This is a genomic window from Corynebacterium sp. HMSC064E07, from assembly GCF_001815745.1.
Classification (GTDB): domain Bacteria; phylum Actinomycetota; class Actinomycetes; order Mycobacteriales; family Mycobacteriaceae; genus Corynebacterium; species Corynebacterium jeikeium_D.
This window is the reverse complement of record NZ_KV821817.1, coordinates 143,601-166,905: the sequence shown is the minus strand read 5'-3', so window position 1 is coordinate 166,905 and position 23,305 is coordinate 143,601. Positions and strand designations below refer to the sequence as shown.

At 59.4% G+C, this 23,305-nt stretch carries 20 protein-coding genes; 2 read left to right on the top strand and 18 right to left on the bottom strand.

What is annotated here, in order from left to right:
* Positions 1-22: 22 nt before the first annotated feature.
* The 9 genes from tatC to HMPREF3053_RS07275 all read right to left on the bottom strand — a co-directional run bounded on the left by tatC (position 23) and on the right by HMPREF3053_RS07275 (position 9,626).
* Positions 23-1,249 (bottom strand): twin-arginine translocase subunit TatC, encoded by a 1,227-nt coding sequence (gene tatC, locus HMPREF3053_RS07315; RefSeq protein WP_065421716.1) that lies wholly within the window; start codon positions 1,247-1,249, stop codon positions 23-25.
* Between the two features lie 18 nt (positions 1,250-1,267).
* Positions 1,268-1,579 (bottom strand): Sec-independent protein translocase subunit TatA, encoded by a 312-nt coding sequence (tatA, locus tag HMPREF3053_RS07310; RefSeq protein WP_048734080.1) that lies wholly within the window; start codon positions 1,577-1,579, stop codon positions 1,268-1,270.
* Between the two features lie 74 nt (positions 1,580-1,653).
* Complete coding sequence (locus HMPREF3053_RS07305; RefSeq protein ID WP_070767496.1) at positions 1,654-2,685, bottom strand: helix-turn-helix transcriptional regulator; 1,032 nt, start codon at positions 2,683-2,685, stop codon at positions 1,654-1,656.
* Entirely contained in the window at positions 2,685-3,713 is a 1,029-nt protein-coding gene (locus HMPREF3053_RS07300) for a helix-turn-helix transcriptional regulator (RefSeq protein ID WP_070767495.1), read from the bottom strand. Before HMPREF3053_RS07300 ends, HMPREF3053_RS07305 begins: the two co-directional genes overlap by 1 nt.
* A gap of 42 nt (positions 3,714-3,755) precedes the next feature.
* Positions 3,756-5,246, bottom strand: coding sequence for a Pup--protein ligase (gene pafA / locus HMPREF3053_RS07295; protein ID WP_070767494.1), 1,491 nt, complete (start codon positions 5,244-5,246; stop codon positions 3,756-3,758).
* Positions 5,247-5,249: 3 nt separating this feature from the next.
* The gene (locus tag HMPREF3053_RS07290; protein WP_005510795.1) at positions 5,250-5,444 is read right to left on the bottom strand and encodes a ubiquitin-like protein Pup; all 195 of its coding nucleotides are present in this window, start codon (positions 5,442-5,444) and stop codon (positions 5,250-5,252) included.
* A gap of 60 nt (positions 5,445-5,504) precedes the next feature.
* The gene (dop, locus tag HMPREF3053_RS07285; RefSeq protein WP_083317230.1) at positions 5,505-7,106 is read right to left on the bottom strand and encodes a depupylase/deamidase Dop; all 1,602 of its coding nucleotides are present in this window, start codon (positions 7,104-7,106) and stop codon (positions 5,505-5,507) included.
* Entirely contained in the window at positions 7,099-8,676 is a 1,578-nt protein-coding gene (arc, locus tag HMPREF3053_RS07280) for a proteasome ATPase (RefSeq protein WP_246819388.1), read from the bottom strand. Before arc ends, dop begins: the two co-directional genes overlap by 8 nt.
* 107 nt (positions 8,677-8,783) lie before the next feature.
* The gene (locus HMPREF3053_RS07275) at positions 8,784-9,626 is read right to left on the bottom strand and encodes a tRNA (adenine-N1)-methyltransferase (protein ID WP_049170556.1); all 843 of its coding nucleotides are present in this window, start codon (positions 9,624-9,626) and stop codon (positions 8,784-8,786) included.
* Positions 9,627-9,711: 85 nt separating this feature from the next.
* Here HMPREF3053_RS07275 and HMPREF3053_RS07270 point away from each other — a divergent pair, with 85 nt between their 5' ends.
* Entirely contained in the window at positions 9,712-10,599 is an 888-nt protein-coding gene (locus tag HMPREF3053_RS07270; protein WP_070567070.1) for a RecB family exonuclease, read from the top strand.
* 179 nt (positions 10,600-10,778) lie between these two features.
* Here HMPREF3053_RS07270 and HMPREF3053_RS07265 read toward each other — a convergent pair whose 3' ends face one another.
* The 5 genes from HMPREF3053_RS07265 to HMPREF3053_RS07245 form a co-directional block, all read right to left on the bottom strand.
* A complete protein-coding gene (locus tag HMPREF3053_RS07265; protein ID WP_070767492.1) occupies positions 10,779-12,092 on the bottom strand; it encodes an anaerobic C4-dicarboxylate transporter in 1,314 nt (437 codons plus the stop codon).
* A gap of 39 nt (positions 12,093-12,131) precedes the next feature.
* A complete protein-coding gene (aspA, locus tag HMPREF3053_RS07260; RefSeq protein WP_070767491.1) occupies positions 12,132-13,580 on the bottom strand; it encodes an aspartate ammonia-lyase in 1,449 nt (482 codons plus the stop codon).
* A 322-nt stretch (positions 13,581-13,902) separates the two neighbouring features.
* Entirely contained in the window at positions 13,903-14,748 is an 846-nt protein-coding gene (gene hisG / locus HMPREF3053_RS07255; protein WP_070767490.1) for an ATP phosphoribosyltransferase, read from the bottom strand.
* Between the two features lie 14 nt (positions 14,749-14,762).
* Positions 14,763-15,026 (bottom strand): phosphoribosyl-ATP diphosphatase, encoded by a 264-nt coding sequence (locus HMPREF3053_RS07250; RefSeq protein ID WP_005510825.1) that lies wholly within the window; start codon positions 15,024-15,026, stop codon positions 14,763-14,765.
* A gap of 22 nt (positions 15,027-15,048) precedes the next feature.
* Positions 15,049-15,732 carry an HAD family hydrolase gene (locus tag HMPREF3053_RS07245; protein WP_083317229.1) on the bottom strand — a complete coding sequence of 228 codons (684 nt, stop codon included), beginning with the start codon at positions 15,730-15,732 and terminating at the stop codon, positions 15,049-15,051.
* A gap of 156 nt (positions 15,733-15,888) precedes the next feature.
* On the opposite strand from HMPREF3053_RS07245, the gene HMPREF3053_RS07240 reads away from it, so the two are divergent.
* Positions 15,889-16,794 carry a thioesterase family protein gene (locus HMPREF3053_RS07240; protein ID WP_070767488.1) on the top strand — a complete coding sequence of 302 codons (906 nt, stop codon included), beginning with the start codon at positions 15,889-15,891 and terminating at the stop codon, positions 16,792-16,794.
* Positions 16,795-16,801: 7 nt separating this feature from the next.
* On the opposite strand, the gene metH is transcribed toward HMPREF3053_RS07240, so the two are convergent.
* From metH to HMPREF3053_RS07220, 4 genes are read right to left on the bottom strand one after another with little or no spacing between them, the layout of a single operon-like run.
* Positions 16,802-20,461 carry a methionine synthase gene (gene metH, locus HMPREF3053_RS07235; protein WP_070767487.1) on the bottom strand — a complete coding sequence of 1,220 codons (3,660 nt, stop codon included), beginning with the start codon at positions 20,459-20,461 and terminating at the stop codon, positions 16,802-16,804.
* A gap of 49 nt (positions 20,462-20,510) precedes the next feature.
* Positions 20,511-20,918, bottom strand: coding sequence for a hypothetical protein (locus tag HMPREF3053_RS07230; RefSeq protein ID WP_070601435.1), 408 nt, complete (start codon positions 20,916-20,918; stop codon positions 20,511-20,513).
* Positions 20,919-20,920: 2 nt separating this feature from the next.
* Entirely contained in the window at positions 20,921-22,303 is a 1,383-nt protein-coding gene (mshC, locus tag HMPREF3053_RS07225; protein WP_070767486.1) for a cysteine--1-D-myo-inosityl 2-amino-2-deoxy-alpha-D-glucopyranoside ligase, read from the bottom strand.
* Positions 22,304-22,321: 18 nt separating this feature from the next.
* Entirely contained in the window at positions 22,322-23,203 is an 882-nt protein-coding gene (locus HMPREF3053_RS07220) for an undecaprenyl-diphosphate phosphatase (protein WP_040361409.1), read from the bottom strand.
* Positions 23,204-23,305: the final 102 nt, after the last annotated feature.

Genomic DNA, 23,305 nt, shown 5'->3' with positions numbered 1-23,305 from the left:
CTCTAGAGTGTCATAAACCGCGCTAGAGAACATCATCAAAGTCGCTCGTCGGACGATTTCGCAAGTCCTGCGTCGGCATCGGAGTCTCCGGAATCATGCCCTGTGGCCGTGGTGGACGCGAATTGCGAGTAGGACGCATCTGGGATGCCCGCGTCGGCGTCGGCGCGTTCACTGGCGTGGGACCAGAGACCGGAGAGGTCGTCGGGGCCGCTGATGCCGTCGGCATGCCGCCCGGCTGAATCGACGTCGGCGCACTTACTGAAGTCGGGGCGTCAATGCCGCCCACGTCACCGATACCGCCGGCGGAGCCAATCGGGCCGGACGCTGTAATGGGTCCGGAGCCTTGCTCGTCATCGACGTCCAACCAATCAGGTCGCTCATTTGCTTTACGACGGTCATGGAGACGACAAATCTGGATTGCGATTTCCACCAGCAACGTCAGTGCCGTTGCCATTGCGACCATGGATATTGGTTCCTGCCCCGGAGTCATGAAGGCCGCAAAGATGAACAGCGACATAATGATGATGCTGCGCTTGTCCTTGATGCTCTCGTAGGTAACGACACCGGCCATGTTCAGCATGACCAGGAAAAGCGGAACCTCAAAGCTCACGCCAAAGCAGACGATGAGCGCCAAGAGGAAACCGAAGTATTGCGAACCGGTGAGTGCAGAAATTTGCGTCTCTTCACCAATCTGGAGCAAGAACTCCAGACCGATGGCGACAACGTAGTAGGCCAGGACGGAACCCATGACAAACAGCAGCGCGGCGGCAGTCACAACTCTGCGCGTGGTGCGGCGTTCCTTCCGAACCAAGCCGGGAGTGATGTAGGCCCAAATCTGGTAGAGCCACCATGGCGACGACATCACCAGACCGGCCAGCGCACCGACCTTCAGACGCAGCATGAACATTTCAAACGGACTGGTCGCCAGCAGACGACACTCCGCGCCCTCACCGCCGCCGAGACGCATCTCGGGTGGAAGCTGACAGTACGGATCCTTGAGCAACTCACCCAGGGACTTAAAGTGCACAGGGCCAACATTGACCGAGGTAAGCGGTATGCGGAACTGACCAATGGTAAAGGCTGTCTGATACCAGATAAAGCCCACAACAGTGCCAACGGCAATACCAGCGAGGGCGAGAACGAGGCGACGCCGGAGCTCTTGAATGTGCTCGACAATAGTCATCACGCCCTCGGGATTGCGCCTACGCTGGCGCTTCCGAGGACGTGATGTGGATGTAGCTGAAGTCACGCTTCAACCGGCCTTCTACTACTGCTGCGGCTGGCCAGGGTTGTTCTGGCCAGGCTGCGGCTGGTACGGCTGCTGCGGCTGAGCCTGCGGTGCCGGCTGCTGGTACTGCTGCTGCGGCTGGTACGGCTGCTGTGGCTGGGCTTGCGGAGCCTGCTGAATTGCAGCCTGCTCCTGGTGCTCGTCATCGTTGCGCATTTCCTTGACTTCGGACTTGAAGATACGCATGGAGCGGCCGAGCGAACGTGCGGCATCCGGCAACTTCTTTGCACCAAAGAGCAAGACAAGAACGACCAGGATAATGATGATTTCCCAGGGACCTAGGTTCGGCATCCGCTTAGAGACCTTTCGAATGAATACAAATACAAGTGGCAAGTTGCCACATCGTGCGCGATTAAAGCTTTGATTTAAGCCTTGTCGTTTCGACCATACTCTGCCAAAGCTTCGCGGGCTCGCGCAACAACGGCGTTTTTCAATTTTAAGGGCTCAGCGACCGTTACGCTCGGTGAACGGCGGAGCACAAAGGAGACTGTTGCGGCCAAGTCGGACATCGGCACGTCAGCGACATATTCCGACTGCCCTAAGCCTTGGTCAGAGACCAGTTCGGTATCCTCTTCTTCTCCCTCATCTTCGGTAAAGAAGACCGGTTCATAGTCTGCGATCCAGGTGGCGTCGGCGTCGATAAGCACACTTGCCCATTCGGACGTTCCCGTTTCCGCACCAAAGGCGTGGGGATCACGGATATCGAAAGGCTCGGGGCGGTGGAAACCGGCGGGAGTGTCGAGGACCTCGGCGGCCTCCAGGCGGTCGACGCGGAAGCTCTTCTGGCGACGGTCTTCCTGCGCACGGTCCACAGCGCGGAGGTACGTCGTGGATTCAACTGTATAAACGTTGACACAGTCAAGCTCACGGACTGTAATCTGCCCTGAGGCATTCCGGTAGCGCACCTTCAACACCTTGCGCTGATGCAGCGCGGAATAAATCTGCTCAGAAAAGGAAAAGGCCTTGCCATTTTCCGCAGCGGTCGAGTCAATGATGGGGACGTTTATTCCCAGAGCACTGCGTAGTTTTGTCGCGGCCGTCTGCGCGGCCTCGGAGGAAGTGGTGGCTGCGGAGTCCTCGATGGTTTCCAGGATGAGCAGCAAGGTCGCGGTTTCTTCGGCTGTGAGCGCACGTGGCTGGCTGAGCACCGTTGCCTGAGGCCGAATGCGGACATCAAAGCTGTTGCGGTAATCAACTTCAAAAGCCCGCACTCCGAGGAGTCCCGGCTGGTCAATATCGGCAATCTGCTCCACGATTGCCCGAATTCGGGCAAAAGGGATGGCCAGCTCGGTTGCGGCCTCTGTCATTGAACGGTGCTGGGAAAAATACGGTACGACCGCCAACAACTCGTCGACGCTGACAGTCGCGTCTAGTTCTCGGGCTGCATGCACTGTCATTAGTTGCCCTCCAGAGTGTTCTTCGTACCATTCAATCCGCTATGGCGAGCGAGTACCTGCTCCAACCGAGCAATAATTTCCGACCGTGCCTCTTCAGGTGATTCCACGATCAAATCCGGTGCGTAACTCAAACCTGTGGACACAATCTCGCTCACAGGTGCCGCTGGCAGCTCGTAGCGGCCCTCCCCCAGCGCTGTTGCTTTCATTACGACATCAGCGCAGGTATTCGGGGTAATACGAACGACCGCCTGATACGTCTTCCCACCGCGGTGCAACATCTCTTCCGCAATCTGTTGCAAGTCACCATCGGGCATTGGCTGCGTCGCCGACGTTCCCGTATCCGACACATCGCGGATACGGCTGAGCCGGAACATACGCGCCGCCTCACGCTGCGGATCAAAACCCAGCACATAGAAGCGTCCGCGCAGGTTAATCAAACCCCAAGGCTCCAGCGTGCGCAGTTCATCATCCACGCCGTACTGGCGGGCGTACCACATTTCCACTGTCCGCCGCGGCGAAGTCATTGCGGTCAGTAGCGTGCTGAAATCCGCCCGACTCATATCCACTGCATCGGCTACCACCACCGACTCATCCGGCTTCGCAATGGCGCTGCGCTGCGCAAATGACGCGAGCTTCCGCCACGCCGCCACAGCCGTCGAACTCAGTTCCTCCGAACCAAACGCGGCATTCGCGGCCTGGAACACCACCGAAGCCTCCGCTTCAGTGAACTCGGGGTCGTGCTGGGGCCACCGCAGCCTGTTCAGGCGCAGGCGTTTGACCTTATCGCCAGTGCTTGACGACGAAACCTCCACCGGGACCCCGGCGGTCAGGAGTGCGGCGGTGTCCGCACGTAAGTATCGAGCCCGAGAATCCTCGGAAACACGAGCGTACCCCTCGACATGTTTGGAGATCCACGACTCGCTGACCCACCCGGTGTCGTCGGCAAGCGCCAACAGCAGCTGAGCCTGGCGTTGGTTCTCACTGATCGCGGCGGTTCCGGGGTTTTCCGATACAGGTGGGACAGACACGACTGTGGGGCTCCTTTTCCTGGGCGATTTCCTGGGACGGAACTAGTTTTCCGGCTGCGTATCCGAGGTCTTCTTCGCAGCCGTCAGAATCTCAATCATCTCATTGACCTCATCGTTTTCCGTGGCAAAGGGGTCGCCGAGCATCGTGGAGACGGGATCATCGCCGGAGATCTTCAGGTGTGTCCAGTCCACGACGGTCTTCAAACTGGATTCTTCAGCTGCAACGAGGAAATCACCCCGCAGCTTCGCACGAGTAGTCGGCGGTGCGGTGCGGACTGCCTCAGCAACCTGCTCATCGGTAATCCACCGCGAGGCAATACCACGGGCTTCCAGCGCGCGGAAGATGCCGCGGCCGGGACGGATGTCGTGGTAGGCCAAGTCGATCTGATGAAGCTTGGGGTCCTCCAGAGTCAGACCGCGGTCCAAGTAGCGCTTCATTAGCGAGTACTTAATGGCCCAGTCAATGTCGTGCTCAATGAGAGACCAGTCACCGGTTTCCACGGCATCCAGTGCGCGCCTCCACAGCTCGACAATGCGGCCCATTTCCTCGTTGGACGTGCCGGCACCGGCAATGCCCTTGTCTTCGTTGACCATGTTTTCTTCGCGGACCTTCAGCCACTGCGCTGCAGCGTCCAGGAACTCGCGCTGAATCTGCAGCGCGGTGGCAGTTTCGCCACTGCGCAGTGGAATCTCGGCCTTGCCCGTCATATCGCGGCTCACCGCACGGATGGACTTAATTTCGTTGGCGACCTCGAAGTCCGGCAACTTCACGCCAGCTTCAATCATCTCCAGGACCAACTGAGTGGAGCCAATCTTGAGTGCGGTCGTCGTCTCACTCATGTTGGAGTCGCCCACGATGACGTGCAAGCGGCGGAATCGGTTGGAGTCCGCGTGTGGCTCATCGCGAGTGTTAATAATCGGTCGGGAGCGCGTCGTTGCACTGGAGACACCCTCCCACACATGATCCGCGCGCTGCGAGAAGCAGTACTGAATCGGATCGTTGTGATACGGCGAGGTTGGGTACGGCAGGAAAATCTTCCCCGCCCCGCAAATGAGCTGTCGCGTAACCAAGAAAGGTAGCAGCAGCTTGGACAGGGACTTCAGCCCCAGTTCACGTCCAACCAGGTAGTTTTCGTGACAACCGTAGGAGTTACCGACGGTATCAACGTTGTTCTTCAGCAGGTAGACCTTGCCACCGATGCCCTCGTCAGCAAGCTCTGCTTCAGCCCTTTCGGCGAGCTCGTTCAAGATGACCTCGCCCGAGCGGTCGTACGCGACCAGCTGCGAGACAGAATCGCACTCAGCGGTGGCGTACTCCGGGTGGCTTCCGACATCGAGGTACATACGACCAGCATTGGGGGTGAAAATGTTGGTTGCCCCGTACTTGGCGATCACGGGTCGGAACATGTAGCGGGCAATCTCATCCGGCCCCAGGCGACGCGAGCCATCCAGCGTCAGAGTGATGCCGAACTCGGTCTCAATGCCGGTGATGCGTCGGGTCAACGCCTGTGCTGGTACCTGCTGGTCAGTCACTTCTTACTGGCCACCCTTCTGGACGTACGAACGCACGAACTCCTCGGCGTTGTTCTCCAGCAGACCATCAATTTCATCCAACAGGTCGTCAGCAGCTGCAACGTGCTCCTGTGCCTGACCGCCGCCAGCGACCTCGCCGAACTCTTCCTCGTCGCCTCCGCCGGAACCGCCGCCGAAAACCTGAGTGTTACCAGCCATGATATTGCTCCTTAAAAATGAACTTTTGAGTATTACTGCCTATTACCGCACTATGCGTGTCTATTGTTCGCGGACAGCTCCGAGCGTACGCAGATGCTCGACCACCTCGGCCACTGTCTCTGCCGACTCCAACACCTCACCGCAATCAGCGGCAGTGAAACGGTCAACTTCATCCAGCGTAATGTAGGCCAGCGTAATTCCAGGCGACTCCACGTCACGAGTGCGCCGATACACCCCCGAAGTGTCCACCACTAAGCTGGTCCAACTGCCCGCGACGACATCCTTGCCAAAGCGGCGCAAAATGCCACCGCGCACATACGCACGCGTGGATTCCGGCGCATATTCAACCGCGCGGTTGACTTCTTCCTCGGACACGAGCGTGCGCATCGAACCGCGGCGTACCAGCGCATGGTACAGGCCACGAGTCGGATCAATATCCGAGTACTGAATATCAATCAGCGCCAACTTCGGGTGATCCCAGCCTGCGCCCAGGCGGGTACGCAAGCCCTCCATGAGGTTGTATTTCGCCACCCAATCCAGCAGGTGGGCTGCCTTGCGGGGGTCGTCGGCAAGCACGTCGAGCACTTCACGCCAGAGCTTGACGACGTCGCCCTGCTGATCGTAGCTCTCCACGCGACGCAGGTACTCGTACTGCGTTTCCACCGCGGACATCCAGGTGACATGGTCCGCCAGCTGCAGCTTCTCGGTGCAGGTTAGGTCTCGGGAGACCTTATGGACCGCCTCGACGGGGTTGCGGAGCTGCAGATCGTCGAAACGCACGCCGTCCTCGATGGCGTCAATGACCAAACCTGTGGTGCCCAGCTTGAGGAAGGTGGCGACCTCACTCATGTTGGCATCACCGATGATGACGTGCAGGCGGCGGAAGCGATCGGAGTCGGCGTGTGGTTCATCGCGGGTGTTGATGATGCCGCGGTTCAAAGTGGTCTCCAGTGAGACTTCGGTCTCGATGTAGTCCGCGCGCTGCGAAATCTGGAAACCCGACTCCTGTCCCGTCTGTCCCAGACCAACGCGACCAGCGCCTGTGAACACCTGGCGGGTGACGAAAAACGGCGTCAGACCGACGACAATGTCATCGAACTCGGTTTCCCGGGAGAAAAGGTAGTTCTCGTGGGCGCCATACGAGGCACCCTTGCCATCGACATTGTTGCGGTAGAGCTTGAGCACCGGGCCGGGGTTGCCTTCGGCATCGGTGGCTTCTGCGGCAAGCTGAGCTGCCCGCAGCATAATCTTGTCACCTGCACGGTCAGCGATGACCGCTTCGCGGGCAGTTGCCGTCTCCGGTGAGGAGTATTCCGGGTGTGCGTGGTCGACGTAGAAACGGGCACCATTCTGCACCAGCAGGTTTGCAGCGCCAACGGCGTTTGGATCCACAATCGGTGGCTGGTGGTAGCGGCGCAGGTCAAAGCCACGGCTGTCGCGCAATGGCGACTCCGGTGCGTAGTCCCAGCGGATGCGCCCCGACAGGCCCTCCTCCTGCTCGTGCGCGAAAGCCAGCACGGCCTGCGTGGAGGTGAGAATTGGGCTGACATCCGGGTTGCCCGGGCTGGAAATGCCGTACTCAATTTCGGTGCCAAAGAAGCGGCTCGGCTGTGCGGGGTTTGCAGCAGAGTTAGCAGCGGACTTCGCAGCGGATTTAGCCATGGCGAATCACCTCGACCGAGGCAACGCGCGCCGCTGGACGACCGGAGATGCGAGCCCACTCATCCGGGTTCGAGGTGTTTGGCAGGTCCTCGTTCTGCGCGAACTCCTCCGCCACGGCGGACAGCAGGTGATCCAAGCTAATACCAGCCTCGCCGCCAGCGATAACCGACTTGATGGCGGACTTCTTCGCACGGTCGACGATGTTGGAAATCATCGCGCCGGAGTTGAAATCGCGGTAGTACATAACTTCGCTGGTGCCATCGGCATAGCGAATCCGCACGTACTCGTTTTCTTCCGTCTTGGCGTACATCCGCTCAACAACCTGGTCAATGAGGTGTGCGACACTCTGCTCCACCCCACCGCGCGCTTCCACCTCGGCTGCTTTATACGGCAGCTCTGGAGTCAAGTACTTGCGGAAGATATCCTTCGCCGCAGCCTCATTCGGGCGCTCAATGCGGATTTTCACATCCAAGCGTCCTGGGCGCAGAATTGCCGGGTCAATCATCTCCTCGCGGTTGGTGGCACCAATCACGATGACGTTTTCCAGCCCCTCCACACCGTCAAGTTCACTGAGCAGCTGCGGGACCACTGTGTTTTCCATATCCGAGGAGATGCCCGAACCACGAGTGCGGAAAATCGAGTCCATCTCATCGAAGAAGACAATTACCGGCTTGCCATCCTCGGCAATGTCGCGAGCGCGGTCAAAAATCAGGCGAATCTGACGCTCGGTCTCACCCACGAACTTGTTCAGCAGCTCCGGGCCCTTGACATTCAAGAAGTACGACTGCGCCCGCTGCGCCTCCGACTCGGTTTTACCTCGGGATAGCGCAATCTTGCGAGCCAACGAATTAGCCACAGCCTTGGCAATCAGCGTCTTACCATTGCCGGGAGGGCCGTAGAGCAGCACACCCTTCGGAGGACGCAGGTTGTATTGCTCAAACAGTTCTGGCTGCAGGAACGGCATCTCCACGGCGTCGTGAATCTGCTCAATCTGACTATCCAGACCACCGATATCCGTGTAGGTGACATCCGGTACCTCTTCCAGCACCAGGTTTTCCACCTCGGACTTCGGAATGACCTCAAACGCATAGCCCGACTTGCGGTCAATCATCACCGAGTCCCCCGGCTTCGGCGACAGATCCCCCGCCAGAGACACCACGAATTCCTCACCGTGAGTATCCGAGGCCAAAATGCGCTCCCGATCCGGCAGCACCTCACGAACATTGGCGATGTCGCCGCTTTCCGGATAACCGCAGTCCTCCACGATTATCGAGCCCTCATTCAGACGCACCTGCGCGCCCGGCCGAAGCGCCCGCTCGTTAATCTCCGGCTGCACCCGCAGGCGCATCCGTCGATTTCCGGTAAACACCTCTGCGGTGCCCTTCTCCGGTCCTGGCTTAAGGAAAATACCGTACGTGCTAGGCGGCTCCAGCATGTCCTCCATGTCTTGGCGCAGTAGCTCTAGCTTGTTACGGGAGTCCCGCAACAGCTCAACCAGGCGATTATTACGAATGCCGAGGTTGTAGTTCTTCTGCTCAAGATCACGGATTTTGTCAGACGGCGTTGTCATGTATCCCAGATTACCCATAGGGCCAGATGCCGTTGTTGCTTGGTCGATTTAGACCGTGTGTCGCATCACGTTACGACGGCTACACCTCCCAGCGGGTAGCGGCGGGTCTAGAGCTTCTTTTGATTTCGTCGCTGTGGGCGCGGAGGCACCGTGCCGTCGGCAAGCCTGCGTGCCCACACCAGGAATGCGGTATGTGCCTGCATACGGTGCGCCGGGCGGACGGAGAGATCCTGAACATTCCAGTCGCGGACCAGGGATTCCCAGGCGCGTGGTTCGGTGAAGCACTTCTGCGCGCGGATGCCCTCCATGACCTTCATTAGCTGCGGAACAGTGGCGACATAGACCATGAGCACGCCGCCAGGCTGAAGAACCTTCGAAACGGTGTCCAGGCATTCCCATGGAGCGAGCATGTCCAGAATGACTCGGTCGACCGGGCCGCCGAGCGACTCGACGGAGGCCTCGTTGAGATCGCCCAGGCGCAAGTCCCAGTTGTCGGGCTTGTGACCCATGAAGTCGACAACGTTGCGTTCCGCGTGCTCGATGTGGTCCTCGCGGACCTCGTAGGAAATAAGCTGCCCGTCAGCGCCGATGGCGCGGAGCAGGTTGAGGCTGAGCGCGCCGGAGCCAGCGCCGGCCTCCAACACGCGCGCACCTGGGAAGATGTCGCCCTCGACGATGATCTGTGCAGCATCCTTCGGGTAAATCACCGCAGCACCGCGCGGCATGGACAGGACGTAATCGACCAGCAAGTGACGCATGGCCAGGTAGACGGTGCCTTCGCTGGAGGTGACGGTGGTGCCTTCCTTGGCGCCGATGAGGTCGTCGTGGAGGATGGTGCCGCGATGGGTGAAGAACTTGCCACCCTCCTCGAGGATGACGGTGAAGTGGCGATTCTTCGAGTCAGTCAGCTGGACTCGGTCGCCGACTTGGAATGGTCCGCTCAATGCCATAGGTGTGTGGGCTCCTTTTGGGGTTTGGTTGGGTCGGGTCATGTCGGGTGCAGCCAAATCCGGGCGGTACTCTAACCTGGCTAGTATGCCCGACAATGCCCAAAGTTCTAAGTCAGCAGTTCAACCTTCCCGCCGCTCTAAGTTGGCGCTGTCGCCGTCGAGAGCTAATGACTACCGCCAGTGCCCGCTGAAGTACCGGTTCCGTGCGATTGACAAGATTCCGGAGCCGTCGACTGTCGCGCAGGTCAAGGGCACGTTGGTGCATGCTGTGCTCGAACAGATGCATGCCTGGCCCCGTGAAGAACGCACTTACCCAGCGGCGGTGAAGCGTCTGAAGCCGACCTGGGAGGACATGCGTGCAAAGGACGAGGAACTGATTGAGCTAGTTCCGGAGGATGATTACTACGACTTCCTGGTCGAATGCCGCGGCCTGCTCAAGGGATATTTCATGATGGAAAACCCCATGGGCTTCGATGCTGCCGAGATGGAAAAGTTCGTTCAGCTGGTTATCGATCCGGATGCAGATCAGACTGTGCCGTTGTCGGTGCCACTTCGTGGTTTTATCGACCGCGTCGATATTGCCCCGACCGGTGAGGTCCGGATTGTCGACTACAAGACGGGCAAGAAGCCCTCTCCTCGCTTCCAGGATGAGGCGCTCTTCCAGATGCGGTTTTACGCGCTGGTGTGGTGGCGACTCACCGGTCGTATCCCGGAACAGCTGCGGTTGATGTACCTGAAGGTTGCCGATGACCTGGTGCTCAGCCCCACCTCGGCGGAATTAGAGGCCTTCCAAGCGGAGATTGCCGACTTGTGGTCGGCGATCGTGCGCGACGGTGAAAACGGTGACTTTGTGCCGAAGAAGTCCAAACTCTGCGGATGGTGTTCTTTCCAGGAGCTGTGCCCTGCCTATGGCGGGGTCACCCCGGAGTACCCCGGTTGGCCGGGTGCTGTCGGCGATGGTGGCGCTGAGTAAAAGCTGCGGATGGCGGTGGCTCTCGCGGCGATGTTAGCTTTCGCGGGGTGCCGCCGTCGGCGGTAACGGTGCCAGTAAAAGTTACTGACTAGGTTTATGACAGGTGAATGGAATTCACAGCTTCGATTTTGTCATAAACCTAGTCAGTTTCTCTATGCGGTGTTTTAGGTAGTCCCCCACTACAGCAGTGCGCTGCCGAAGGCGAATCCGAACGCGACGGACAGGGCAATACATAAGGTTCCTGGGATGATGAACGAGTGGTTAAACACGTATTTGCCAATTCGGGTTGTGCCAGTGTCGTCCATCTCCACCGCGGCAAGGAGCGTCGGGTAAGTAGGCAGTACGAATAGCGCGGAAGTCGCTGCGAAGGAAGCAATCGCAGTGATGGGAGAAACTCCCACCGCGAGTGCAGCGGGCATGATGGCCTTTGCCGTGGCCGCCTGCGAGTACAGCAATGCGGCCGCGAAGAAGAGCACGATTGCCAGCATCCACGGCATCGTGGTCAGTAGGCTGCCGGACGCGGTCTTAATGTCGTCGATGTAGTGGTTGATAATTGTGGTTCCCAGCCACGCCACACCGAGAACGCAGACGCTGGCGGACATGCCCGATTTAAACACTGGGGTGTTCAAAATCGTTGCCGCGTCCAGCTTGCAGGCAAGCACGATAACGGTAGCGGCGGTCAACATGATCGACATGATCGCCTCGTTTCGTGGAAGCGTGGGATCAGCGATGAGACCGACCTGCTCAGTGCTGATGGTCGCGTAGACCATCACTGCGAGAATCGAGAGAAGGAAAATCGCCACCGACCACTTGGCCGACTTGGTTGGTATGTATTCACTCATCTGGCCACGTGGCTTAGAGACCAACCCCTTTTCCAAGCGGCTTTGATACTCCGGATCGTCGTCAAGCTCTTTGCCTAGGTGATTCGTGACAAAGGCGGTCGGAAGGATGGCGAGGAACGTCGAAGGAATGAGAATCGTCAGGAGTGTGAGATAACCAACGCCGCGGGGTTCCATGAGCGAAGCCATGAGCACTACAGCCGCTGAAATGGGTGATGCCGTAATCGCCAACTGAGATGCGATGACCGCCACGGACAGCGGGCGGGACGGGCGAACGCCTCCTTCCTTGGATACTTCGGCGATAACTGGGAGGGTGGAAAATGCGGTGTGGCCGGTGCCGGCGAACAGGGTCATCAGGTAGGTGACAACCGGGGCCCAGTAGGTGATGTGCCGCGGGTTTTTGCGCAACAACCGTTCGGCAATGTGGACGAGATAGTCCATGCCTCCGGCCCTCTGCATAGCGGCAATTGCCGCGATTACCGACATAATGATGCCGATGACATCGAACGGAATGTCGTCTTTGGTGACCGGGACCCCGGTGATGCCAAGCGCCAAAACGCCCAGCCCACCGGCGAATCCGATAGCAATTGAACCTAGACGCGCTCCAAGGAGGATCGCTGCTAGAACGATAAAGATTTGGACGGCAACTAACATGTGTATCTGCGAAAAGTCACTCGTTAGGCTTGTTGCCGCTTAGGACAAATCGTCGAGGCGAGACTCCCCTGCCACGTAGCGCTTACCCCGATATTCCGGGTGCATGAGGTTCTCGGTGCTCAGGACGTGGTTGAGCTCCTTCTCGTCCATCAGCTCACGTTCAAGGACAATGTCGCGGACGGAGCGGCCGGTGCGAGCGGCTTCCTTGCCGACCATATCGCCCTCGTGATGGCCAATGACCGGATTCAGGTAGGTCACGATACCGATGGAGTTTTCCACATAGCCGCGGCACACTTCCGGGTTAGCGGTGATGCCGGTAATGCATTTGTCGCGCAGAGTGTCGGTGGCGCTGCGCAGTAGTTCAATCGACTCGAAGAGACATGCGCCGATGACAGGCTCCATCACGTTTAGCTGCAACTGACCGGCCTCGGCTGCCCAAGTGAGGGTCACGTCGTTGCCGAAGACCTTGAAGCAGGCCTGGTTCGCGACCTCCGGAATTACCGGGTTGACCTTTGCCGGCATAATCGAGGAGCCAGCAGCGCGCTCCGGCAGGTTGATTTCATTCAGTCCGGCTCGTGGACCCGATGCCAGCAGGCGCAGGTCGTTGCACATCTTGGAGATCTTCATGGCTGCGCGCTTCAGGCATGCATGCACGCTGACGTAGGCGCCGGTATCGCTGGTGGCTTCAATTAGGTCCTTCGCAGAGGTCACCTTGAAGCCACTGACCTCACGCAGCGCCTGGGTCACGGCCTCGCGGTAGCCCGCCGGCGCATTCACACCGGTACCGATAGCGGTTGCTCCCAGGTTGATTTGCAGCAGGCGTGCCGACGCAGTTGCGATGGACTCCTGCTCTTCCTCAAGGTTGTGGGCAAATGCGTGGAAAACCTGTCCCAGGGTCATGGGAACGGCGTCCTGCAGCTGCGTGCGGCCCATTGTGATGATGTCGTTGAATTCATCACCCTTAGCATGTAGGGCCTCAACCAGGGAATCGAAGTGCTTCTGCAGGCTCAGCAGCGACATGTGGATAGCAAGACGGAAACCCGTTGGGTAGGCGTCGTTGGTTGACTGGCACTGGTTGACATCATCGTTGGGGTGAATGACGTCGTATCGGCCCTTTTCCAGACCGAGCAGTTCCAGAGCGAGGTTAGCGATGACCTCGTTGGTGTTCATGTTGAGACTGGTGCCAGCTCCACCCTGGAAGACATCGATTGGAAACTGATCCATGCAGCGTCCCTTTTCCAGGATTTCATCACATGCGGCGACGATGATGTCTGCAACATCGCTGGGCAGCGTGTGGACGCGCTGGTTGGCAATGGCCGTGGCCTTCTTCACCATCACCATGCCACGAATGAATTCGGGCACATCGTTGATGGTCTTGCCTGAGATTTGGTAGTTGTCGATTGCGCGCAGGGTGTGGATGCCGTAGTAAGCCTCTGCCGGAACCTCCATCGATCCAAGCAAGTCGACCTCGGTACGCGTTGCGGACATATGGACATGATCCCTTCTCGTAGGCGCAGTCTTATGAACCACAATTCGTGTGAACCACAATTCGTGGTGCTGCTTGGTTACACCGTCAAAACTACAGCGCTGGCGCAGCTGCCGCTTTTCCGGCATAAGGGGGCTATGTCAGTACGGCTAACGCCGTGCGCACGCTTAGTGCTAAGCCTACTACCTACGTCGAGGTAGGTGGATGTGAAAATGCAGTGGACAGCTCCCGGCGTGAGATGGTGCCCCCGCTCGAGGTGGCGTCCCCGCTCGAGATGGTTGGTCCTCCCCCCCCACCTCACCCCTCGAGCAGGTCAAGCTTCCACTAGATACGCGCGATGCGGATATTCGAGGCCAAGATTGCCTCGGCACCAATCTTCGCCAGGGCATCCATGAGCGGGTTGGCCTCTGCCTTCGGGACTAGCGCGCGAACTGCTACCCAATCTTCGTTAGCCAGCGGCGACACGGTCGGGCCAGACAGACCCGGGGTGAGCTTGGATGCCTCTTCCAGCGCAGACGCACGGATGTTGTAGTCAATCATCAAGTACGTCTTGGCATGCAGAATGCCGGTCATACGACGCAGGAACACCTGCTGCTCCTCGGTGACCTCCACACCCTTGCGTCCGACAACAACTGCCTCAGAGCTGACCAAAACATCGCCGAATGGCTTCAACCCCTGCTTACGCAGCGTGCGGCCGGTGGAGACAACGTCGGCGATAACGTCGGCAACTCCCAAGCGGATGGAAATCTCCACTGCACCATCAAGGCGAATGACGGTGGCGTTAATGCCGTGAGCCTTCAGGTCTTCGCGCACCAGATTCGGGTACGAGGTGGCAATGCGCTTGCCCTCCAGAGCTTCTACGGTCCACTCCTCATCGGCTGGGGCGGCGTAGCGGAAAGTCGAGGCGCCGAAGCCCAGATTCAGAACCTCATCGACCGGAGCCAGCGAGTCAGCGGCCAGGTCGCGGCCGGTGATGCCCAAATCCAGATGACCGTTGCCAACATAGATGGGAATATCCTTCGGGCGGAGGAAGAAAAACTCAATGTCGTTGGCTTCGTCGTGGATGGTCAGGCTCTTGGAGTCGCCTCGACCCGGGTAACCAGCTTCCTTCAGGATTTCGACTGCCGCCTCGGACAGCGATCCCTTGTTGGGCACGGCAATACGCAGCATGGTGTTGATTTCTCCTACAGGTACTTGTAAACATCCTCGGGGCTCAGCCCGCGACCGACCATGACCACCTGCAGCCAGTACAACAGCTGCGAAATCTCCTCTGCGAGGGCTTCGTCAGATTCGTGCTCAGCTGCAAGCCAGACCTCACCGGCTTCTTCGACAATTTTCTTGCCCTGGAAATGCACACCAGCGTCTAGTGCCTTGACTGTGCCCGATCCCTCGGGACGCGACTGTGCTTTTTCCTTCAGCTCTGCAAACAGGTCATCAAAGTTCTTCACCTGGTCTATTGTTCCATGTCGTCTACTCGCCCGCGAAAGCAGCCCGCAATAAGCCCAAATTCGAGGTATCCAAATTGCCCGAAATGAAGCGCGCCGGGGGTACTAGCGTCTTCACATCAGCTTGCGAAACGCTCACATCCGGCATTGGATTCCACACCACCGTGCATCCCGCAGTGAGTGCAGAGCGCACCCCCGTTGAGGAGTCTTCGATAGCCAGGCAGTCCTCTGGCGCAAATCCGGCGAGCTCTGCGCCACGCAAGTACGGATCCGGTGCCGGCTTGCCGTTGGCCACCTCATCGCTACACACTGTTGCCGCGAAGTGCTGCTCCCCCATGACATCAATGCAGGGTTGCGCCACGTGTCGGCGAGTATTGGTCACCAACACCACCGGAATGTCAACAGCTCGGGCCTGGTCCAAAATCTCCGGCACACCCGGGCGCCACTCCACCCCATGCTCTAGAACCAATTCTGTGAAGCGGTTTTCGACGAATTGGGAGCCCGAGGAAAACAGCTCGTCGTCAAGCGTGCGTCCCGCATGATCAGCACAAATCGACAGCGTGTCCCAGAGCGTGTTGCCGACGCACTGCATGCGCAACTCCGGAGTCAGGCGACGGCCTACGAATTCCGAGAGGTCGTACGTGGCAATCTCCCACAGGGGTTCCGTGTTGATGAGGCTGCCGTCCATGTCCCACAAAATTGCTTTCACACCATGCGACTATGCCAGGCAAACAAGCATTTGGCGATTATGTCAGCAAAGCCGCCGGATTTGGGTTTAGAGTTTTAGAAAGGAAAGTATGTCGCGGTGCTGCATGCAACCACCGCATGAACGTGTCCCCGCGCGAATGAAAGGCATCGACTCGCTATGACAACCACTGAAGATTCACTCGCCCAGGCAATCGACCAGCCCGAGGCGTACTTTATACCGCTCGGCGCGGTCACCGAAGGCGAGCTCAGCTACGAGCGCTTCATGCCCACCAGCTTCACTTACGGGGCGTGGGGGCCGTTTCAGCACGGTGCGCCACCGTCGGCGCTGCTGACACGCATGTTGGAGCGCAGGCGCCTGGAAAGCGAGAGAATGCGTATTACTCGCATCGCCGTGGATCTGTTGTCGGCTGTACCGTACACGGAGCTGCGCGCGCGGTCATGGGTCTCGCGCCCGGGGCGGCAGATCGCCAAGGTCGAAGCCGAATTGCTTGCCGACGTCAAGGGTGCCTGGCGGCCCGTTGCCACCGCGTCCGCGTGGATGATGGCCACTGCGGATACGCGGGATATTGAGCGTGCATTCGACAAGCAGGTGCCCGGGCCTGAGGAATGCAGCGCCGAGTACATTCCGCTTACCGACGACTGGAGTGGCGGATACATCGAATCGATTGAAGCCCGCGCAGGTGCGACGGAAGAGCTGGCCGAGACGCAGATTCACTGGGTTCGCGCGACATACCCAATCGTGCTCGGGGAGGAGCCGACTGCGGTGGAGCGAGTCATGCAGGTAGCTGATACCGCCAACGGTGTCGGAGCCACGCTGAGCCCGCATCAGTGGGCGTTTATGAATACCGACTTAGTGGTTCACCTGCACCGACTCCCCCAGCTTGGCCCATCGGAGCAGTCGGCGGAATCGGAGTCGCAGCCGGAAGACGGCGGCTGGGTTGGCATCGCCGCCCGCGGTTCCATTGGTCCGGACGGAATCGGCATGACTGCGGGCGAGCTCTACGATGTGCACGGCCCCATTGGCCGCAGCATGCAGACCTTGCTGGTGCGACCGCAAGGATAACGCGAAGCTACACGTTGAAGTACTTCGCTTCCGGGTGGTAGAGCACGAACGCATCGGTGGACTGCTCTGGGTGCAGCTGGAGCTCCTCAGAGAGTTCCACGCCGATGCGCTCCGGCTGCAGCAGGTCAATCATGCCCTGACGGAAGGTCAGATCCGGGCAGGAACCATAGCCGAAGGAGTAACGAGCGCCACGGTACTTCAGGTCAAAGAAGTCCTGGGTATCGTCGGAGTCTTCCGCGCCAACACTTGTGCCGTCGGAGAACGCGAGCTCGGAGCGAATGCGCTGGTGCCAGTACTCGGCCAGCGCCTCGGTGAGCTGCACACCGATACCGTGAACCTCCAGGTAGTCGCGGTATTCGTTCTTGGCGTAAATATCGTTGGCGAAGTCAGCGATGGGCTGTCCCATGGTCACCAGCTGGAACGGCATGACGTCGGTCTGCCCCGTAGCGATGGCATCTTCGCGCGAGCGGATGAAGTCAGCAATACACAGGAAGCGACCGCGCTGCTGGCGCGGGAAGGTCCACGACACCACTGGCTCCGCTGTGGGGTCAGGCTGCTCCCCTTCTGCAGGCAGCGGCAGTACATGCACGGTATCGCCCTCAGAAACTGCCGGGAAGTAGCCGTAGACCACAGCCGCATGCTGGAGAATGTTTTCCGCACGCAGGCGCTGCAGCCATGCGCGGAAGCGTGGACGACCGTCGGATTCGACCAGCTCCTCGTAGCTCGGGCCCTCATTGCCACGGGTGCCACGCAGACCCCACTGTCCCATGAACAGGGCGCGTTCATCGAGGGTGGTCAGGTAGTCGTCGAGAGGCAGACCCTTGACGATGCGGGTTCCCCAGAACGGCGGTGTTGCAACAGGGACATCGCTGGCGACGTCGGAACGCTCCGGCACCTCGGGGGCTTCGGCGGCAGCCTTGGCGGCGCGCTGCGCGGCGATGCGCTTGGAGCGCTCCCGGCGAGCTCGACGAGCTTCCTTCTTCTCGCGGGCGGCGATGGCTTCAGGCGAATTCTCGTCCGGAGCCAGACCCTTCTTTGCTAACATCAGCTCGTCCATGATGCGCAGTCCCTCGAAGGCATCCCTGCCGTAGTAGACATCACCGTGGTAGAGCTCGGACAGGTCGTCCTCGACGTAGCTGCGCGTGAGCGCGGCACCGCCGAGCAGCACCGGGAATCGGGTGGCGTCGCCGGCGGAGTTAATCTCCAGCAGGTTGTCCTTCATCACCACAGTGGACTTCACCAGCAGGCCGGACATGCCGATGGCATCGACATCCAGTTCCTTGGCGGCAGACAGAATCGTGGCAATCGGCTGCTTAATGCCCAGGTTATGGACGGTGTAGCCGTTGTTGGAGAGAATAATCTCCACCAGGTTCTTGCCGATGTCGTGGACATCGCCCTTCACCGTGGCCAGCACAATCGAGCCCTTGGATCCCGTGGCGTCCTCGGCATCCATGAAGCTCTCAAGGTAGCCCACCGCGGCTTTCATTGTCTCGGCCGACTGCAGCACGAATGGCAGTTGCATCTGGCCGGAACCGAAGAGGTCACCAACAGTCTGCATGCCGCGCAGCAGGTCCTCGTTGACAATCGCCAGCGGTTCCTTTTCCTTCATGCCCTCGTCGAGGTCGGCTTCGATACCTGTGCGCTCGCCGTCGATGATGCGCTGCGCCAGGCGGTCGAACAGCGGCATGGCGGCGAGCTTCTCGGCCCGGGCGTCCTTAGCGTCAGCGGCGGAGACTCCTTCGAAGAGCTCCATGAAGACCTGCAGTGGGTCGTACTCCCCGTCAGGATGTCCCGCTTCACGACGGCGGTCGTAGACCATATCGAGAGCGACTTCGCGCTGTTTGTCGTCGATCTTGTTCATCGGCAAGATCTTGGAGCTGTGGGCAATGGCGGAGTCCAAGCCGGCCTCGATGCACTCGTTGAGGAACACCGAGTTGAGTACCTGGCGAGCCGCCGGGTTCAGACCGAAGGAGATGTTGGACAGGCCGAGCGTGGTGTGCACGTTCGGGTGGCGACGCTTAAGTTCGCGGATGGCTTCGATGGTTTCGATGCCGTCGCGGCGAGTTTCCTCCTGCCCAGTGGAAATCGGGAAAGTCAGACAGTCGACAATAATGTCCTGCTCGCGCAGTCCCCAAGTGCCGGTGATGTCGGCGATGAGGCGCTCGGCAATCGCAACCTTCTTATCCTTCGTACGTGCCTGACCGTCTTCGTCGATAGTCAAAGCGACCACGGCAGCACCGTGCTCAACAACCTGGCGCATAATACGCTGGTAGCGCGACTCAGGGCCATCGCCGTCTTCAAAGTTCACAGAGTTGACCGCACAGCGACCACCGAGGTGCTCCAGGCCCGTCTTAAGAACTTCCGGTTCCGTGGAGTCCAGCATGACCGGCAACGTCACCGAGGTGGCGATTTGAGATGCCAGGGTTGCCATGTCATCGCGACCGTCGCGCCCCACGTAGTCGACACACAGGTCAATCATGTGTGCGCCATCAGTGACCTGACCTCGGGCGGTGTTAAGGCACTTCTCCCAATCACCGGCCAGCATGGCCTCGCGGAAAGCCTTAGAACCGTTGGCGTTGGTGCGCTCACCAATCATGGTGATGCCGGTCGTCTGCGTCAGCGGGGTTGCCGAGTACAGAGAAGCGACCTCATCGATGGGCTTCGCATCCGGGTCCGTCGAGGGGCGCGCTGCCTTAACGGCTGGGCCCTGCTCAGCGTAGGCGCCAGCACCGGTAATAGCATCGCGAACAGCGGAAACATGCTCCGGTGTAGTACCACAGCAGCCACCGACCATCGCCAGGCCAAACTCTTCAACAAATCCGCGCAGCGCAGTGGCCAGCTCTGGGGCGGTCAGTGGATAGGTCGCACCGTTCTTACCCAGCACTGGTAGACCCGCATTCGGCATCACCGATACCGGGATGGAAGCGAAGTTGGACAGGTAGCGCAGGTGCTCGCTCATCTCGTCCGGACCCGTTGCACAGTTCAGACCAATCATGTCGATACCCAGCGGCTGCAGCGCTGCCAGGGCTGCACCAATCTCCGAGCCCATCAGCATGGTGCCTGTGGTCTCGACAGTCACGTGGACGACGATCGGAATCTTCTTCTCAGTCTGATGCATGGCGGCCTTGACACCGTTGACGGCCGCCTTTACCTGCAGCAAGTCCTGACAGGTTTCAATCAAAAACGCGTCCGCGCCACCGGAAATCATGCCGAGTCCGGCCTCCGTGTAAGCGTCGCGAAGCTGAGCGTACGGAGCGTGCCCCAAAGACGGCAGCTTCGTGCCCGGGCCCAGCGAACCGAGGACAAAGCGTCGCATGCCCTCGCGCCCCGGCCCCATTTCGTCAGCGACCTTCCGGGCGATTGCGGTGCCCTTGTGCGCTAGTTCCTGGATACGGTCTTCGATGTCGTAATCCGCGAGGTTTGGGAAGTTACAGCCGAAGGTATTGGTTTCGACCAGGTCGGCGCCGGCCTCGAAATAGCGTCGATGAATCGTCTCGATAATGTCGGGACGAGTGTCATTGAGAATCTCATTACAGCCCTCGTAGCCGAGGAAGTCCGCGTCAACGTCGAGGTCAAAAGACTGCAGCTGGGTACCCATGGCGCCGTCGCCAATGAGTACACGGCTGTGCAGTGCGGTGAGGAACTCGGAAGAGTGGCGATCAGTCATAAGTAGACACCTTAGTCTACTTTCATAACCGCGCCGATAATCGGGCTGGTTATTCCATCTCGAAGTAGCTTTCCGCCTTCACCGAAGGCAGGTCCAAGCCGACAGCCTTCGTTGCGGAATTGATAATGGCGAGAATCTCGTCGAGCTCCTCGTCAAAAATCGAGCCGCCGTGCTCATGCTCAATCGCAGCCACGCGCTGTAGGCAGTTCTCTACCGCCTGCGTCGCGGCTTCTTCTCGCTTATCGACGGCCAGCTCCGCCGCCTGATCAATACCAGCGGCGGCCTCACGGAGAACTTCCCCGACCTGGTCGGCTACCGCTTCGTCAAAAAGTGGCTCCCAGAACTCGCGTTCCTCGGGCTGCAGGTAGCTGCCGGTGGCAAACATGCGCAAATCGGCAACTAGTTTATCGATGTTCTCTTTCGTTACTTCGACTGCAGACATGTCTGAGTTGCTCATGATCAAAGTTTAACGCCAAGCAGCGCGTCCAGCGCGGTGGCAACGAACTCTCCGGCACCCGCTGCGCCAGTTACTGTGCCAGCTTCTGCGGCCTCTTCTGCTCCGCCAGCTTCTGCCTTGTTGCCGGTAGCCGAGGACCACTCCGCAGCCCAGGCATCGATAGCGTCCAGCGCAGCCGGCGTATCCAAGTCATTGGCCAGGCTTGCGCGCACATCGGCAACCAGTGCCGCTGCCGCGCTCACAGCCTTCTCATCGGTGGCGGTCCCAGTAGCTGCGCAAGCCGCACGCCAGGTCTCGAGACGTGCCTTGGCCGCCTCCAGCACCTCGTCCGACCAATCGCGATCAGAGCGGTAATGGCTGGCGAACACGCCAATACGAATCGCACTCGGATCCACGCCGGCGGCCACCAGCTTAGAGACAAACACCAGGTTGCCCAGCGACTTGGACATCTTCACGCCATCGAGCGCAATCATGCCAGCGTGAACATAATGGCGCGCCATACGTGCACAGCCAGTAGCGGCTTCAGCGTGAGCCGCCGAGAACTCGTGGTGCGGGAACGCGAGATCCGAGCCACCGCCCTGAATGTCGAAGCTCTTCCCCAGGCGGTTGGTGGCAATCGCCGAGCACTCAATGTGCCAACCCGGCCGGCCCGCACCAAAAGGAGCCTCCCAGCTTGGCTCCCCGGGGCGAGCGGCACGCCACACCAGCGCGTCCAGTGGGTCCTCCTTGCCCGGGCGATCCGGGTCGCCACCGCGCTCCGCAAAGAACTCCGCCATCTGCTCTGCCGAGTAATTGGACTCGTAACCAAAGTTCTCAGTGGCAGTCTTGCGGAAGTACACATCCGGGTACTCGTCATCGGTGAGCTGGTAGGCTGAGCCATTCTCCAGCAGCTTCTCGACCATTTCCACGACCTCGCCCACGGACTCAATGGCGCCGATATAGTCGCGCGGTGGAATCACCGACAGGTTTTCCATATCCGAGCGAAACAAATCAATCTGCGAGGTGCCCAGCTCGCGCCAGTCCACCCCATCGCGCTCCGCACGTTCGAACAACGGGTCATCGACATCGGTGATGTTCTGCACGTAATGCACCGAGTGTCCATTGTCCAGCAGCTGACGGTAAATCAGATCAAAGGTGAGGTAGGTTGCTGCGTGCCCCAGGTGCGTGGCGTCATAGGGTGTGATGCCACACACGTACATGGTCGCCTCCGGTCCCGCTTCCACCTGGGAGACCTTCTGATCCGCGGTGTCGTAGAGGCGTAGGGGTACCGATGTTGAGTTTTCGTCGTCAAGCGAATGCGCCTTACCTGTATTGCTGGCGCGGTTGAACACATCGAAACGCGCATCGCCGAGACTGGGAACCTGTGGTTGGGGCCACGAATGCATTAAATACTCACTACCTCACTAAACAGCGTTGATCGTGCCGAAGCCGAGCAACACCATAACAATCAAACCGACCGGGATGCGGTACGCGGCGAACCAAGCGAAGGAGTGGTTCGACACAAACTTCAGCAGCCATGCGATAGACGCATAGCCGACGACGAAGGCAATCAGCGTACCGATGGCCAATTGCGCACCACTAGCGGCCTGTCCCGCCGCAGGGTCAAACGCGTCTGGAAGCGAAAAAATTCCAGCAGCGAAAACAGCGGGGATAGCCAGCAGGAAGGAAAAGCGCGTTGCAACCTCTCGGTCCAAGTGCAAGAACAGGCCGGCAGACACCGTACCGCCCGAGCGCGACACACCCGGAATGAGCGCCAGGCACTGCGCGAAACCCATGACGATGGCATCTCGCATGGTCAGCTCTTCATAGTTGCGCTCACGACGGCCGAACTTCTCTGCGGCGATAAAGACAAAGGAGAAAAGCACCAACACAGCGGCTGTAATCCAGAGATTGCGCAGGTTATCGCGGATGAGGTCCTTCCCCAGCACGCCGATGATGGCAATCGGCAGCGTGCCGACAATCACCATCCACCCCATGCGGTAGTTGAAACCGCGGGCTTCCTTATTGAACAGACCGGCAAACCAGCCAGTGAGGATCTGCCAGATGTCCTTAGCGAAGAACACCAACACAGCCAATTCGGTACCAAGCTGCACCACAGCGGTGAAGGATGCGCCGGCGTCCTGGCCCCACAGCAGCTCGGAGACAATCCGAAGGTGCCCCGAGGAACTCACCGGGAGAAATTCCGTCAAACCTTGCACTACGGACAGGATGATCGTCTGCGCCCAGGTCATGCCGGTGCCGGCGGTATCGGCAGCAGTATCCGCTGAGGCGCTTAGTGTCGTCATGATAGTCACGGGTGTATAGGCTACTCGTCCGGTTTGTGTTGTGGCTATAGCGAGGTTTCGGTGCGGCGATAGCGAGACCTCTCCCGCGGAACTTTTCCCGCG